This window comes from Daejeonella sp. JGW-45, assembly GCF_029360805.1.
GTDB lineage: Bacteria > Bacteroidota > Bacteroidia > Sphingobacteriales > Sphingobacteriaceae > Daejeonella.
The window spans coordinates 516,953-532,937 of sequence record NZ_JARKNC010000001.1; the positions used below are offsets into that span (position 1 = coordinate 516,953).

Below are 15,985 nucleotides of genomic sequence, written 5' to 3' on the forward strand. Positions count from 1 at the left end.
ATTTGTGGTTCGGCTTTCTTTTGAATTAGCTTAACCTGTTATAAATATTTAAGAATTTCTAGTTAATGGAGTGTTATACACATCGTCGCGGACGTGCATCAATGAAAGGTTTTCTCATTGTTAACTCTAATTCCATCTTTGAATTCTTATTCTTCATAAATCTAATTTTAAAATTAAAACGCAGAGGCCTTAAGTTTCAGGCCAATGGTCTCCTCCAAGCCAAACATCAAATTCATATTTTGCACTGCATGTCCACTGGCACCCTTAAGCAAATTGTCAAGCATCGAAATAATGAACAACTTATTGCCATGCTTTTCTATATGCACCAGGGCTTTATTGGTATTCACAACCTGTTTGAGGTCGATGTTTTTAGTGCTAACATGCGTAAACGGATGACCAGCATAAAAATCATCATAGATCTGGGTCGCTTCTTCCAGAGTCAGATCACTTTCAAGATAAATCGCAGCTAAAATTCCCCTGGTGAAATCCCCCCTTTGTGGGATAAAATTGATCGTCTGATCAAAGCCATCTTGCAGAGCTGTTAACGTTTCCCCTATCTCATTCAAATGCTGATGCCCGAACGCTTTGTAGATCGAAAGGTTATTGTTTCTCCAGGTAAAGTGCGACGTTGCTGCCAAACTTTGGCCTGCCCCGGTAGATCCGGTAGTAGCGTTAATATGGATCTCGGAATTCAGTAAGCCCTTAGCCGCTAACGGAAGCAGACCTATTTCTATGGTTGTAGCAAAACATCCCGGGTTGGCAATATTGCTTGCAGTTTTGATCTTATCCCTGTTCAGCTCCGGCAAGCCGTAAACAAAGCTTCGGTCTTTCAGCTTTGAGTTTTGAGCCAGTCTGAAATCCTGGCTGAGATCAATGATTTTAACGGAGTCTCCTATGGTGTTGGCATCCAGGAATTTCCTGGCATCTCCATGCCCTACGCAGAGGAAGAGCACATCAATATTCTGCGATAGCGTACTGGTAAACTTCAGATCGGTATCACCATACAGGTCGGTGTGCACTTCATAGACCGGGTTGCCTGCATTGCTGTTACTGTGAATGCATATTATGTCCACCGCCGGATGATTGATCAATATCCTGAGTAGTTCACCTCCTGTATATCCTGCACCGCCGGCTATTCCGACCCGTATTTTACCGTCTGTCATTTTATTTTTTCTCGTTAACTCTATGATAGATCATCGTCTGGTTGCCGAAGATCTTTGAAAATCCTTTTACATCCTCGCCCGACCACGAATTGTTCATCTCGCCGTAACTGCCGAATTTATTCGACATCAGGTCGTGCCCGGATTCAATACCTATTACCTGGAATCTGTAAGGATGAAGCTTAACAAATACTTTTCCTGAAACAGTCTCCTGCGTGTCTGCCAAAAACGCCTCCATGTTCCTCATAATCGGATCATGGAACTGCCCTTCATGAAGCCAGTTACCGTAGAAGCCAGCCAACTGGTCCTTCCAGCTTAACTGCCATTTGGTTAATGTATGTTTCTCAAGCGTGTGATGCGATTTGATGATAATAATCGGTGCAGCAGCCTCGAAACCTACCCGGCCTTTGATACCGATAATTGTATCGCCAACGTGGATATCCCTGCCAATACCATAAGGTTGTGCGATGGCCTGCAATTTCTGGATAGCTTTAACCGGAGACAACTTCTCGCCGTCAATACCAACTAATTCACCTTTTTCAAAGGTCAGTTCAATATCTCTCTCCTTAGTTTCAGAGACCTGCGTAGGCCAGGCTTCTTCAGGTAGAGTTTCGCGGGATGTCAATGTTTCCTTACCGCCAACAGAAGTTCCCCAAATTCCTTTGTTAATGGAATACCTTGCTTTCTCAGCCGTATATTCCACACCATGTTTATTCAGGTATTCAATCTCTGCTTCGCGGCTTAACTTCAGGTCCCTGATCGGAGTAATGATCTCCACTCCAGGGATCATGATATTAAATATCATATCGAAGCGTACCTGGTCATTACCAGCACCGGTACTCCCGTGAGCAACGTAGTCTGCTCCAATTTTCTTTACATAATTAGCGATAGCTGTAGCCTGGCTTACTCTTTCAGCACTTACGGACAATGGGTAAGTTGCATTCTTCAGCACATTTCCGAAGATCAGGTACTTAATACAGCTGTTATAGTAATTCTCGGTTTCATCCACAACTGCGTGTGAAGAAACACCAAGTGCATAAGCGCGTTTCTCAATTTTCTTCAGCTCGTCGTCGGAAAAGCCTCCGGTATTAACGATCACAGAATGAACTTCCAGATCACGGTCTTTCGTTAAATAGATACAACAAAACGAAGTATCTAAACCTCCGCTGAAAGCTAAAACTACCTTCTTCTTCATTTTAATTTTGTAAAAGTTTAATTATTGTAATACTCGTCATAGCAATCATTTTTAATGAATTGCGCAATTTTTCTTCAAGTCTCTCCAGAAGGCTCTGCTTCCGCGATACTTTGCTTAGCCGCTCCTCATCCTGCTTCTGCTTAAGCTCATCAGCCTCCCTCATTTTCCTTTCGATCTCCTTAGCTTTTTCTTCGGGATCCCAGAGCATCGCCGTACACATGCAGTTCTTACGCTCTTTCATTTTAAGGATATCGTAATTCACGCAACTCTGGCAGCCCTTCCAGAAATCCTCATCCTGGGTAAGCATGGAATACGTGACCGGCTCGTAGCCTAGCTCCGAGTTGATCTTCATCACAGCCAAACCGGTGGTAAGGCCAAATATCTTTGCCTCAGGGTACTTGTGTCTTGAAAGTTCAAACACTGCCTTCTTGATCATTCTGGCTAAGCCCCTATTCCTGTATTGCGGATTAACTATCAGGCCCGAATTGGCTACAAAGGTACCATGGCTCCAGGTTTCTATATAACAAAATCCGGCCCAGGTCCCATCTTCATGCAATGCAATAACTGCCTTGCCCTCAAGCATTTTCTGAACGATATACTCCGGGCTTCTCCGGGCAATGCCCGTACCCCTCGCCTTAGCAGATTCTGCCATTTCATCACAGATCTGTTCAGCGTATTTAATATGTTGTTCTGTTGCCGGAATGACAACAAATTCGTTTTCTTTCATGTACTTTGAAGAAAAAAATCCGGCTTTGAGGCGGAAAAAAGACTACGTTTTTAGTCTTTCCTTTTGTGAATAATATCATTGATTGAGGAACCGGAAGAATTTACCGGCTGTATGTTTTGATGCCAAGATCAAGTCCGCGGCATAAAGGGTCGTCGGAAACGCAATACTAATTTTTCAGCGCTGAAATTACTACGTACACAACCCGCCTGGCAAGCCGGGTGACCTGCAGATCCCGTGTGTGTTTGGTAGTTTAAACTATTCATCTTTAATAGTATGTGTGTTTCTAATTATTATGCAAATAACAGAGAAAATCTCGAATAATACAATAGGACAGGTTTATTATTACAATTTGTTAACAAGGAGTAAGTTGTAAGTAATAAGTTGTAGGTTATAAGTTTCTATACGCTGTAAAAAAAGGTCTGAATTAATTTTCCAGGTGTTCGGAAAACTTACAACTTATAACCTACAACTCCTTTACTGTTTCGCAAGGGTCAAATTAATATAAGCTGTTTGACCCGACGTCATTACAGGAGTCTTAAAAACTACACTGTTGTTGGAGACATCGCCAAACTCAATGGAATAACCCGTTTCGACGTCTTTTGGCCTCTGACCGTCCATCAGCTTTTTAAACTGAAAAGTGGGCATTGCTGTGGTCTTGTTAATCGACCAATAAATTGGCTGGACAGTTCCATTGGTGAGGCTGATGGTACCTGTACCGCCGCCTTTCAAATCCCAGGTACTGCCCTGAAAATCCTGCGCATTTGCTATATCAAATACCCTACCGGCCGATGTACCCGCCGGGAAGCCCTGCATATCAACGCTGGTTACGGTCCATTTTCCTGAAACATCTCCCCTCGAAACGGTGGGTGTTGTTGCCGTGTTTGTTGTAGAACAAGCCGCGAAGACTGCTACGAAGCCTAAAATTAAAGTGCTTTTGAATATTGTTTTCATGATTTTATAGATTGATTATTTCTTGTTGGAGATAGTTAAGCAGAAACCTTGCCAATTGCTTCGCTGCGCTCGCGATTGGCAAGGTGAAAGTTGAGAGTTGAAAGCGGCTGTCGTGCCATGACGGTGAAGAATCGGCGGAATAAACGTTTCCGATGTTGACACGGCATTGTACGAAATATTTAAGTGGGAAACGAGACCACATAAACAAAGTAATGATGGATAGTGATCTGGCAGATCTATACGGCACAGAAACCAAACACTCAATCAGACGATCAATAGAAATATCGACCGGTTCGCGGAGTATTCCCGCATCTCCCTTCTCACTTCACCCCAAACATCACTTTCCCCTGGTTGCTCCTCACCAGGTTTTCACTGAGTCCGTTGAGCAGTGGAATATACTCCGCGTAGGTAAGCCTTTTTGCTTCCCACAAGGAGTTGAGGGTATACATGCTAACAAAAGAATCGGGATGGTCTTTAATAAACTGCAAAACCTTGCCCTTGGCCTCATCACGCATGGCCCGGATGGCCGACTGCATTTCATAAGGTAACTCGTTAATATCGGTGATTACTCGCCTGTTAATTACCTGCCCCGATGGCATTGGTCTTCCGCGGGACTGACTTATCGCCCGCGGTGGCATAGAACCGGCCGGGACAGCCACAATCTGAGTTGTTTGAACTACTTGAACCTTCTCAGGCTGTGCAAAATTATCTCCAAGCAGTAACTTATCCATTTTCTTTCTGTCGGCACTGGCAGGACTGCCCATAATGTCGGCCGTAGAAAGCATCATCTTAGAGTTTATAGCAATATCCAGCGGCTCGATATAGAATTTTATCATATGCTGCGCGGCAACTTTTCCGCCTGGCTCTTTGATCACGATGCTCGCCGGCCTGGGTTCATCAACTTTACCCTTAAAGGTGAAGCTGCCCCCCTCGATCGCAACAGAATCTACGATCTTTCCATTAAGGCCTTCATACTGCAAATAGGCCATGCCCTTGGAAGGGTGTTTTTTCACCGACGCACTAATCGTATAGTCCTTATCTTGTGCCAACAGGGTTGCTGAAAAGCAAATTAGCAGAAGGATGGTAAAAGTAAAGTTGTATTTCATAGGATATCTTCTCGGATACATAAATATAGTAATATCTTTAATACCAATTAACGTCGCCTATGACTATCGATCCTATGGCAGAAAAGAAATCAAAACACGTCGAAATAAAAACAAAACCCACCGCTTCAAACGTGGAGGATTTTATCAATGCTCTTCCCGATGAGCAAAAACGGCGAGACAGCTTTACGCTTCTCAAAATGATGAAAGAGGCAAGCGACGAAGAGCCCGTTCTATGGAGCAGTTCGATCATCGGTTTTGGTAATAAGCGGTATAAAAGCCCGGCCACCGGAAGGGAAGTCGACTGGTTACTCATAGGATTCTCACCGCGAAAAGCAAGTTTGTCTCTGTATGTGAGTGTTAATATCCAGGAGCATGCTGCCGCGCTCGAGAAGCTCGGCAAACATAAGACTGGTGTTGGTTGCCTTTATATTAACAAATTGGAAGATATTGATCTGGATGTTTTGAAGAGCATTATTAGGACCGCTTACCGCCGTTCTATGTCGACTACAGGCTCCTGACTCTCTCTTTCTTAAGCCGAATTCCTTTCCGCATTTATAATCCCAAAAGAACACCGCATCACCAGCTTCTCGAATATTTCTACCCCTGGGGAATCAACTTTATTTCCCTTTTCGCGTATCATGGTTAATGCATACTGCTGAATGGTGATCAGCGGCAACTCGATCCGCTGGCGCATTTGTATGGAGAGCTGATCAGTTTCGCGCTCTGACATTAACTCGGATTTACCCGTTAGCATTAAGGTGTATTTTTTAGTGCGCATAAACTCGTCATGGAACATATTCCACAGAACGCCGTATTTAGGATGCTTGGATAAATATGCGGTCAAAGGGAAGAAGCACTTGCTCATCGCCATTTCGCAGTTCCCAATAAGGGTACGGAAATACAATGAACTCTGGTAAAGCTCCATAACCTGGTTCCACTTACCTTCTTTTTCCATCTTCTCGAAAGCTATACCCACTCCATAATAACCGGGAATATTTTGCTTGAGCTGGCTCCACGCCCCCACGTAAGGCACTGCGCGAAGGTCATTCAGGTTAAGCTTTCCTGCTTTACGTTTCGAAGGCCGGCTGCCAATATTTGCTTCTGCATAATAACGCAGCGGGCTTGCAAAGTTCAGGTACTCCAGGAAATCCGGATCATCCTTCAATATCCGGAATGCGTCGTAGCTTTCATCAGATAACTCCTGCAGTAACTGTTCTTCACTTTGGCTCATCGTTGCCGTCCGGGAAGAAAATAAGCCATTGCTTATCCCCGAGTGCATTAGCTGCTCAATATTATAACGGGCTGCCTCCCGCGTTCCAAAATTTGAACTGATCGTCTGCCCCTGTATTGTGAGCTGAATCTCTTTGTTGGCAATATTCTGGCCCATAGATGCATAAAACTGGTGGGTTTTACCGCCACCGCGTGCAGGGGGCCCGCCGCGGCCATCAAAGAAGACCACCTCCACATCATACTCCCGCGAAATACGCGTCAACTCTTCTTTAGCTTTATAAATACTCCAGTTAGCCATCAGGTAACCTCCGTCCTTAGTTCCGTCAGAAAACCCAAGCATGATAGTCTGAACCCTGTCCCTGCGTTTCAGATGTTTCTGGTAGGCCTCATTCTGGTAAAGCAGGGTCATCGCCTTAGCCGCATTCTGAAGGTCGCCGATGGTTTCGAACAGAGGAACAAAATCAACCGTAAGATGCTCTTTCTTCCAACCTGCCATTACAAACAACGCATATACCTCCATCACGTCTACAGCACTGGTTGTGTGACTGATAATGTAGCGGTGACAGCCTTCCGAACCATTAAATTTCTGGACAGTCTGAATTGTGAGCAGCGTTTCAAAAGCATCTTTATCAATATCGGTATCAACTACCAGGGCGTCAACACTCTGGAGGGTTTTGATCTTTGCTTCGTCGCTGAGGGATGTATAATTTTCAGGAAGAACGGAAGTTTTCTCGGCAATCTGTTCGATGAGCTCCTTGTGGGCAGAGCTATCCTGCCGTACGTCCAGCGAGGCAAAGAACAAGCCGAATAAGTTAACTTTGGTCAGCAGGTTATTCACTTTTGCCAGGAACAGGCTGTTATGTTTTTCGATCAGGATATCTCTGATCTCCTTCAGTGTATCAGTGATCTCCTCCTTGGAGAGATCAGCCTTATAACCGGGGATAAACAAGTTCTTGTAAAGTCGATCTTCAAGAGTGGCCAGCAGCGTATCCACGCCCTGGAAAGTCAGTCTGCCTTTCAGCAGCCGCACATCACGATAGTAGCATTTAATGATGCTTCCCCTTAGTGCTTCGGCAACCTTAAGAGTAGTATCCGCTTTTACGAAAGGATTACCATCCCTGTCGCCACCCGGCCAAAACCCCATTCTGATCAGCTGGTTCTTCTCGGTGACAACACCAGGGAACTCGTTGGTAAGGAATGATAAAATGTTACCTGCTGAATGATAGAAAACGTTCTCCAGGAACCAGATCAGGTTAACCGCCTCATCATAAGGCGTAGGCTTCTTCTTTTTAAAGAAAGGAGTTTTCCCTAATTGCTGCAGGTAGGTATTCACCAGCACCGTATCATCACGTAAAAGCGCCTTGCCAAGATCGTGTATGATCCCCAGCACCTCGCTCGGATAAAACTGATTAGGATGAGCGGTAAGCACCATCCGAACCGAAAAGTCCTTGAGCTTTTCGGCAAGCGCCTGCTGTGCGTTAGATTGTATCACCTCTGCCTGAAGCTGCTTTAACGTACCTGAGCCATTCATATCATGAGTTGCCCCGAATGCGGCATCCTCCAGCGCATCAAATAATACCACCTGCCGCTCAGAGTACTGGATAAAACGGAACAACAGGTCTATTTGGTCCTTCTCATTTTCATAAGTAGTATACTGGCGAAAAAATGACTCGATGATCTCAGCAGGGCTTTGCTCTTTCCGGAATCCTTCTTCGCAATGCAGCAGAAATAATGAAAGTAAAATTCCGGTCTTTTCTACCCGGTGAAACGGTAAAGAAGTAAACAAACTGTTATACATCTCAAACTTGGTTCCAACCAGATTCTTAAACTCCGCGAGGGCACTACTCATAATCTTTTAACTAGTATTAAAAAGGAATGTGTAAAAATGGGAAAAATTGGCGAAAGAATGGGTACGGAGCAGAAGAACAAAGAATAAGAAGAAATATTATATTATCTTACAGTATCATTTTACACTAAAGAGTAAACATGCTGCCCATAATCGTAGTCCGGCGTCCGTGGAGCTTTTATTTCCTCCAGCTATTGGTTTTTATTATTATTTCCGGGATCGGATGCGGCATTGCGAGTCGGGCAGTTCTTAAGATTAATAGTGCAGCTTCACTGAATCGGGGTGATTACCTGGGACTAGCTCTTGGAGGAGTGTTTGTCTTTCTCGCCGTTTACATGGTCTTCCGATATTTTAAAAATGCGCCTTCAATAATAGCCGGCGAATCCTCGATAAGCTTCGGCGGGCGTGAGGTTTATGCACTTGCAGATATCCTGGATATTCGGTTCACAGGTAAGGTTCCCCTCCATGTTCTTTGGAGTTTCCCGGTTGAGGGCACCCGCATACTTTTAAAGAACGGCACGGAAAAATACATTTATGACGATTTCTATCCAAATACCTGGGAGTTAAAATCTTTTCTTAAGCAAAGAGTAGTTGACAAGAAAATTTATGAACCTATTGTTCCACAGGATGCAACTAACAATGACGATCCTGAAAGCATCGTGTTCTTTAAAGGAAATCCTATTTTAAGCTTTAGTCCGATAATGGCCTGGACCTTAATTGCATGTGCAAGCTATTTGGGGTATATAATGATACAAAGGGGGGAACCGGGGGTAATTTTTATTGGACTTGCTGCTTTCCTTTTCCTGGCACTCTCTTCTTCTTTGAATTATTTCGGGCTCTCTAACAACTATTTTATTGTCAGGAACCACCATTTTCTTTGGATGAGACATGCCTTTCGTATTGAAAATATTAAGGAAATAATTTTTGAGACTACCCCCAGAGGACCGAACCGCCTCCGAATAATAACCCACGATTTTCGGTCTAAAATATACGGTGCAAGTACCCTAAGAGAGAAACATTGGCTTGCGCTGATGAATAAACTCATGGATAAAGGTATTGTTGTCAGGGATGAATGTATAAAACCAAACGGTTAAAGCACAACCTGGAATATTGCAGGAAAAGCCTTGAGTACCTTCACCAGCTAAGGCCAGCCACGGTTCTTATGAACTCTCCTAAGGAATAAGAATACGTAATTATATACAACCCACAGCTAATTTCAATAAGTATCGACTTTCCGGAAATTTTATACAGGCACCATCTGGGGAAACATCTTCTATTTCCTTGATAACGACCACAGGGCCCAGGCTTATGTTTACCTGAGATCTTTAGGGATTGAGCCACCGGCGTTCCGGGACAGATACTAATCAGTGGAGATTGGAGAACTTGCCTGCCTCAGGCAGATTGAAAGTGTGCAACCGTCTATAGAGATTCAGAACCATTAACTTTCATTGTTCTACCGTTTAATAAGCCGAATTTCTATAGATTATTTATAGTCTTATTTTCGAATATGACTGCGGGCGAAACTCCGATCTCTGAAAAAATTGTTATAAACAAGATATACGAACTGCGCAGCTATCGTGTAATGCTGGATAGTGATCTGGCTGAACTCTATGCAATCGAAACCAAACGCTTGAATGAACAGGTAAGAAGAAATAGAGAACGTTTTCCGCCAGATTTCATGTTTCGGATCAACGAAGATGAATGGACAGTTTTAAGGTCGCAAATTGCGACCTTAAAACGTGGAAAACACTCAAAATATCGTCCTTTCGCTTTTACTGAATATGGAATGTTAATGCTATCCAGTGTACTAAACAGTGGGAAGGCTATCCAGGTTAACATTCAGTTAGTCCGCATATTTTCCAGGCTGCGGCATTTAATAAATGATCATCATTCGCTCCGGATAGATATTTCGGAAATAAAAATTAAACTAAATAATCACGACAAAAGCATCGAGCTTGTTTTTACTTACCTGGATGAGCTGACAGAAGCTAAGGCAAATCCGGAGCCAAGAAAGAGAATCGGATATATGCCCGATGAAATATAGATCTTACGTCGTTACAAAGACGTAGTATGTACCTTGTTTACCGGGCATGGGATTTTTGAAATTCATATCTCAGTCAAACGATCCGGGGGATCTTTACTTGATTTTCCCGTGGAAGGCACAGCCCTTCATTTTAAAGACGGCACGAGGAAGTTCGTTTATGATGATCCGTATTCAAATGGGTGGGAGTTAAAGTCATTCCTGGAGCAAGAACCATCACTTTTTCTGGAAGCATCATTTTTATAGGCTTAGCGACATCAGAGAGATCGTTTATGAAACTCAACCTAAAGCGCCATACTCACTTTGATTGATTACCAGGGATTTCAAAACTAAGCGCTACCCTGCCGGTACCCTGCATGACAAGCACTGGCTTGAACTGATGGATAGGCTGCAGCAAAAAGGTGTGGTCGTAAGGAATGAGTGTATCTCTATAAATAATTGATATCGGCACTTCTCCGACGCTTTTAACACTATATGTGAGCCCTTCTCGGGCCGAATTGCTATAGTCCAAAAATCCAATCAACTCTCCGCAATTCCGGATTATAAACGTTTATACCCGTGTAACTCCGGCTAACGATATTCCTTTTTTCAAATTTACATCTGCAAACTGTTATCATTTAAAGTAACGCATAGTATTAAATGTTGCACTATCGGATAACTTTAATTATCTTTGAAATGGAAAATCAACAACATATAAGAACAGTTTTTCTGTACAAGAACTACTTCTTTGATTTTTTTCATAAACAACGGTAAAAGATAAAATCTACTGGACGTTGAAACTGATTGCAACGGTACACAAGGTACCGGGCGATTATCTAAAACATATTGAAGGCACCGCAGGGCTTTATGAGGTCAGAGTTAGTCATGGAAGCGATGTCTTCAGGATATTTTGCTTTTTCGATGAAGGTAAGATAATAGTCCTCGTCAATGGCTTTCAGAAAAAAAGCCAAAAGACACCTATGTCTGAAATCCAGAGCGCATTAAAAATTAAGAAAGAGTATGAAGACGAAAAATAACTTAAAATCCCTCGACCAGTTTATTGACGAACAATACGGCGAAAAAGGAACAGCTAAGCGTGAAACTCTGGAAGAAGGTTTTGAGTCTTTCAAACTAGGTATAATGCTCCAGCAAGCCCGTATTGAAAAGGGGATGACTCAGGAAGAACTTGCCGAAAAATGTGGTACTAATAAAGGCTACATTTCTAAAATCGAAAATGATATTAAAGAGGTTCGTCTCTCAACTCTCAAAAAAATTGTAGAGTTAGGCTTAGGCGGGCAATTGGAATTATCTATAAAGTTATAATCATCACTCACAGCTTGACGATAGCAAACGAAACTCCTTAATTTTGTCTGGAATTAGTGCGCTTTCAACTCTTAAGAACCTTTGCTTGAAAGCTACCGGTAAATTATTTTCACATCAAAATTTCTGCTGACATACTGTTGTCACAAGCCCCCCGTACTTTTGATATATAAACTAAAAATCAAACGTATGAACACCGTAGAAACATCAGAAAAAATCAACGTAGTTATTACACCAGAAGAACTCCTAAAACATTGGGAAGGACATCGCGGACTGACCCGCAGACTGATCGAAGTTTTCCCTGAGAAAGAGTTTTTCGAGCATTCCATTGGAGGAATGAGGCCTGCGGCACAACTGATCCAGGAGATGATGGATGTGAGCACTGGCGGTGTCCGTGAAATGGCTGGCGGCGATTCCGGCGAAATTGCCGGGCATGGGGTAAAAGCAACATCCATTGCCGAGGCGCTTGACAACTGGGATAAGGATACTGCAGAGCTTTTTGAGAACCTTGCCAAGATCCCGGTTGAGAAATTTCATGAGAGGATATTATCGTTCGGACAATATGAAGGCACCATCTGGGGAAACATCTTCTATTTCCTTGATAACGAGATCCACCACAGGGCTCAGGCGTATGTTTACCTGAGGTCTCTGGGAATTGAACCACCGGCATTCTGGGACAGATATTAAAATAACTGAAAGTTGAAAACTGAAAACTGAAAGTTGAGCAACTGTACCTCAAGAAACTGTTTTAGGCGGTCTCGCTTCAGTTTTCCACTTTTCAGCTTTCAGCTCTCGTTCATGTGTAACACCTTCTTATATTTAAACGTATAGTACTATAATATTTCTTGCCATGAAACAAGTACTGGTATTTAAGACTTCGGTCGGCAGCTCTGAGGATGTGGTAGCGGTGGGACCTTTACTGAATAATTTATTGAATGAAACGGACCGATGGACTTTTGACCTTGAGGATTGCGATAGAGTGCTTCGGGTAGAAGCCGAATCCGTTGGAGCTGATTCTATTATTGAGAAACTTGCAGGTGCCGGTGTAATGTGTGCTGAATTGGAGTAGACGTCTGTTAGCAACCCCCGTATTATTTAAAGTTTAGTCTTTCTTCCAGGCCATAAAATTTTTTTTTAGGATAATTTGCGAAACCAAATAGTTGCATGTATATTTGCAACCATATAGTTGCACAATGGAGACAAGAAGAGATATTTTTCAGGCTATAGCCGACCCCACAAGGCGGGCTATTATTACACTTATTGCGTTACAGGCAATGACGCCAAACGCCATTGCCGAGCATTTTGATGCAACCCGTCAGTCCGTTTCAAAACATTTACGTATTCTGACAGAATGCGAATTAATAACGCCGCAACAACAAGGAAGAGAAATATACTATCAACTGGAAGTAAACAAAATGAAGGAAATCGACAAATGGCTTGAGCAGTTCCGTAAGATCTGGGAAGTACGATTTAATCAACTTGACGAGGTCCTATCAAAAATTAAAGCCAAGAAACAATGAACAGTAATTTAACATTTGACTTTACCGTCGATAAAACAAACAGCGCGGTAAAAGTGAGTCGCGAATTTAGCGCAGACCTCGAAATGGTTTGGGATGCCTGGACAAATCCCGAAATTCTTGACCAATGGTGGGCACCGAAGCCGTATAAAAACAGGACAAAGTCAATGGATTTTAAAGATGGCGGAATGTGGCTTTATTCAATGACCAGTCCGAAAGACGAGGTCCATTGGTGCAAGGCAGACTACAAAAAAATAGACCATCAAAAAAGCTTTTCATACACAGATAATTTTTGTGACGAGAATGGGAATATGAGTCAAAACTTCCCGAACTCATTTTGGAGAAATGTTTTCATCGAAAACGCAGAAACCACAACTGTAAACATTACTATTCAATATGACAGTTTAGAGGCGCTTGAAAAAGTTATCGGTATGGGCTTTAAGGAAGGCTTCGGTATGGCTATGCAAAATCTTGACCAATACATTGAAGCAAAATTTAAGCTTCGGAAGCAAAACAAAATCAGCAACAGAGCAAGGGTATCGAATTATCTGAACTTTGACGGTAAAACCGAAGAAGCATTCCTGTTTTATAAGACGGTTTTCAAAACAGAATTCATCGGCAAAGGCATTGAGCGTTTTGGTGATATACCCGCGAATGCCGGGCACCCGCCTGTTGCTGAGGAAATTAAAAAAATGGTGCTCCACGTTGAGTTACCGATAACAGGAAACCATATTTTAATGGGAACAGACGCACCAAAGGAAATGGGTTTTACCTTAACACGGGGGAACAATATGCACATGTGTATTGAGCCGGAAACAAGAGAGGAGGCCGACCGCCTGTTTAACGAACTCTCAGCCGGAGGCAATATCACTATGCCTATGGCAGATATGTTTTTCGGCGCTTACTTTGGTGAGTTTTCCGACAAATACGGCATTAATTGGATGATAAATTTTCAAAATAAGTAATGAAAAGGACAAACATATTTTATTGGGTATTCACAGGACTGTTTAATCCCAATGTTCGGATTGGATTCTGTCATAGAAAATTATTGTACCGGTTATTGCAATTTACTACAGTAATGCAGCAAAAAGGTGCAACGTTGTAGTAAATTACTACAGTGACGGAGCAAATTACTGCAACGTTGTAGTAACTTACTACTTTGATGCAGCAAAAAGGTGTAACGATGCAGTAAATTACTACAATGACGGTGCAAAAAGGTGCAACGTTGTAGCAAGTTACTACAGTGATGAAACAAATTGGTGCAACGTTGCAGTCAATTACTGTAATGCTGGGAATCCGGACTTTGCAATACATAAAAAGCCCCACCGGCGCAGCAGGCAGCTGCACCGGTGGGGCTATGATCCGCAATATTGTGATGTGGGAGTCCGGATCCTAGACCTTAAGAGCCTCTATGGGCCTGCTACGCCTTACAAACCGCTTTGCAATATCGGCTGTAATGCTTTTTACACCAACATTACTTTTAGATCCTCGTTTCAGATAGGCATATACCAGGTCAGCAAACTGCATAGCGTCTGATCCGGCCGCCAGCATGGTATCATTTATCCCTTCCAGAAGGGCTTCTACCTCTATACGGATAGCCATTAACTGATTAACCAGGGTGACATCCTTCGAAAATTCCGTAACGTCAACACTCGCCGGTATAAGCGACCCGAATGTTTGAGAACCCTGCAAACTCAGGTTCACATATTCTACGCTTTTTGCACCCATTTTCCGGCTTCTTCGCCTTTCCTGTACCGATAAATTAATAAGAAAAGGCATTTTGTCTTTCACCTGCGATAATGATTCTAATACTGTTGTTTTGTCTGCATCGTTTAATATCGCAGACACTCTGTTTGTGCTCATAAGTTTAATTTTTTTAAGTTCATAAAATAGTTCAGAACGTTAATCAAAATAGTATTTTCAGAGCTGTTCCATACCTGCACGCAGGTTCCGTCTGCCTGGCTGGATTTGCTTACTAAATGTAATAAAAAGTCATGAGAAAAGCAAGAATAAAACGATAATTATTTGATTGATTATCAGTACTTTAAAACTATTTTTTGAGGCTATTTTTGGTCTAAAAATCGCCACTGAAATGGCCGCTTTATACACGGATTTTTTCATAAAAACCACTTCATTTTCCTGCTTATATTGGATGCTCTGCTGGCATTTCCTAAGTCACCCCGCCACGGGTAAAGATGAAACTTTTAGCCGTGCAGACGGCGGAGTTAATTAAATCTCTTTTGCAAGTTTTTGTCTCGCAGAATGGCTATTTGGAAAACGTTTAGTAGATTAACCATAAATAAAAGACACCGGCATCATGACGCTCAAATTGATCTCTGCAGTATTGCTATTTTCTTTCACCATTTTGCTGGGCCTGAACGCTCAGGTGCCTCCTGTTAAACTCAGATCTGCTACAGATAACAGCACTTTCGAACTAAAAAAAGAAAGGGGCAAGTTCGTTGCTCTCCACTTCCTTCTAAAAACCGAATGCCCTTTCTGTATAAAGCATACCCGGGACTACTTCTCAAAGGCGAAAACCCTTCCGAACGTCAGGCAGGTTTTTATTAAACCGGATTCTGAATTGGAGATCCAGGCCTGGGCAAAGAAATTATCCCCGGGCGAGCAAGCCCAATTCCCGATCTATCGGGACCCGGATGCAAAATTGGCTGACCTGTTCAAGATCCCCAATGGCTATCGTTTTCACGGCCAGGTGGTTCACTACCCAGCTACTATTCTGATCGATCCGAAAGGGAAAGAGGTTTATAGGTATGTAGGGAAGAGTAATACGGACAGGTTGAGCTTCGAGGCCCTTGCTGAGAAAGTGAAGGAGTTTAACCGGTAGTATATATGGCGTCTCATCTGGCTTACTGTTGCGAGACTGAGCACGAAGAATGACGAACACTAAATATAAAA

17 protein-coding genes are annotated in these 15,985 nt (G+C 42.8%); 10 read left to right on the forward strand and 7 right to left on the reverse strand.

Annotated elements, in window-relative coordinates; genetic code table 11:
* Positions 1–173: 173 nt before the first annotated feature.
* From argC to P2W76_RS02385, 5 genes are all read right to left on the reverse strand, one after another.
* Positions 174–1,163 (reverse strand): N-acetyl-gamma-glutamyl-phosphate reductase, encoded by a 990-nt coding sequence (gene argC, locus P2W76_RS02365; RefSeq protein WP_276345874.1) that lies wholly within the window; start codon positions 1,161–1,163, stop codon positions 174–176.
* 1 nt (position 1,164) lies between these two features.
* Positions 1,165–2,355: an argininosuccinate synthase gene (gene argG / locus P2W76_RS02370; RefSeq protein ID WP_276345875.1), complete on the reverse strand. Its 1,191-nt coding sequence runs from the start codon at positions 2,353–2,355 to the stop codon at positions 1,165–1,167.
* A 1-nt stretch (position 2,356) separates the two neighbouring features.
* Complete coding sequence (locus P2W76_RS02375) at positions 2,357–3,082, reverse strand: GNAT family N-acetyltransferase (protein WP_276345876.1); 726 nt, start codon at positions 3,080–3,082, stop codon at positions 2,357–2,359.
* Between the two features lie 474 nt (positions 3,083–3,556).
* A complete protein-coding gene (locus P2W76_RS02380; protein WP_276345877.1) occupies positions 3,557–4,033 on the reverse strand; it encodes a hypothetical protein in 477 nt (158 codons plus the stop codon).
* Between the two features lie 320 nt (positions 4,034–4,353).
* Positions 4,354–5,160: a DUF4369 domain-containing protein gene (locus P2W76_RS02385; protein ID WP_276345878.1), complete on the reverse strand. Its 807-nt coding sequence runs from the start codon at positions 5,158–5,160 to the stop codon at positions 4,354–4,356.
* 38 nt (positions 5,161–5,198) lie between these two features.
* On the opposite strand from P2W76_RS02385, the gene P2W76_RS02390 reads away from it, so the two are divergent.
* Complete coding sequence (locus P2W76_RS02390; RefSeq protein ID WP_276345879.1) at positions 5,199–5,657, forward strand: DUF1801 domain-containing protein; 459 nt, start codon at positions 5,199–5,201, stop codon at positions 5,655–5,657.
* Between the two features lie 11 nt (positions 5,658–5,668).
* Here P2W76_RS02390 and P2W76_RS02395 read toward each other — a convergent pair whose 3' ends face one another.
* Positions 5,669–8,218: a phosphoenolpyruvate carboxylase gene (locus tag P2W76_RS02395; RefSeq protein WP_276345880.1), complete on the reverse strand. Its 2,550-nt coding sequence runs from the start codon at positions 8,216–8,218 to the stop codon at positions 5,669–5,671.
* Positions 8,219–8,355: 137 nt separating this feature from the next.
* On the opposite strand from P2W76_RS02395, the gene P2W76_RS02400 reads away from it, so the two are divergent.
* From P2W76_RS02400 to P2W76_RS02435, 8 genes are all read left to right on the forward strand, one after another.
* Positions 8,356–9,309 carry a hypothetical protein gene (locus tag P2W76_RS02400; RefSeq protein ID WP_276345882.1) on the forward strand — a complete coding sequence of 318 codons (954 nt, stop codon included), beginning with the start codon at positions 8,356–8,358 and terminating at the stop codon, positions 9,307–9,309.
* 413 nt (positions 9,310–9,722) lie between these two features.
* Positions 9,723–10,259 carry an ORF6N domain-containing protein gene (locus P2W76_RS02405; RefSeq protein ID WP_276345883.1) on the forward strand — a complete coding sequence of 179 codons (537 nt, stop codon included), beginning with the start codon at positions 9,723–9,725 and terminating at the stop codon, positions 10,257–10,259.
* A gap of 770 nt (positions 10,260–11,029) precedes the next feature.
* Entirely contained in the window at positions 11,030–11,272 is a 243-nt protein-coding gene (locus P2W76_RS02410; RefSeq protein WP_276345884.1) for a type II toxin-antitoxin system RelE/ParE family toxin, read from the forward strand.
* Complete coding sequence (locus P2W76_RS02415; protein WP_276345885.1) at positions 11,256–11,558, forward strand: helix-turn-helix transcriptional regulator; 303 nt, start codon at positions 11,256–11,258, stop codon at positions 11,556–11,558. Before P2W76_RS02410 ends, P2W76_RS02415 begins: the two co-directional genes overlap by 17 nt.
* Before the next feature lie 186 nt (positions 11,559–11,744).
* Complete coding sequence (locus tag P2W76_RS02420; protein ID WP_276345886.1) at positions 11,745–12,242, forward strand: DinB family protein; 498 nt, start codon at positions 11,745–11,747, stop codon at positions 12,240–12,242.
* A 163-nt stretch (positions 12,243–12,405) separates the two neighbouring features.
* On the forward strand, positions 12,406–12,624 hold the full coding sequence (locus P2W76_RS02425) for a hypothetical protein (RefSeq protein ID WP_276345887.1): 219 nt from the start codon (positions 12,406–12,408) through the stop codon (positions 12,622–12,624).
* Positions 12,625–12,748: 124 nt separating this feature from the next.
* Positions 12,749–13,075: a metalloregulator ArsR/SmtB family transcription factor gene (locus P2W76_RS02430; RefSeq protein WP_276345888.1), complete on the forward strand. Its 327-nt coding sequence runs from the start codon at positions 12,749–12,751 to the stop codon at positions 13,073–13,075.
* Complete coding sequence (locus P2W76_RS02435) at positions 13,072–14,037, forward strand: SRPBCC domain-containing protein (protein ID WP_276345889.1); 966 nt, start codon at positions 13,072–13,074, stop codon at positions 14,035–14,037. Before P2W76_RS02430 ends, P2W76_RS02435 begins: the two co-directional genes overlap by 4 nt.
* Positions 14,038–14,464: 427 nt before the next feature.
* On the opposite strand, the gene P2W76_RS02440 is transcribed toward P2W76_RS02435, so the two are convergent.
* The gene (locus P2W76_RS02440) at positions 14,465–14,935 is read right to left on the reverse strand and encodes a hypothetical protein (RefSeq protein ID WP_276345890.1); all 471 of its coding nucleotides are present in this window, start codon (positions 14,933–14,935) and stop codon (positions 14,465–14,467) included.
* Between the two features lie 454 nt (positions 14,936–15,389).
* Between P2W76_RS02440 and P2W76_RS02445 the strand changes: the two genes are divergently transcribed.
* A complete protein-coding gene (locus tag P2W76_RS02445) occupies positions 15,390–15,914 on the forward strand; it encodes a redoxin domain-containing protein (RefSeq protein ID WP_276345891.1) in 525 nt (174 codons plus the stop codon).
* Positions 15,915–15,985: the final 71 nt, after the last annotated feature.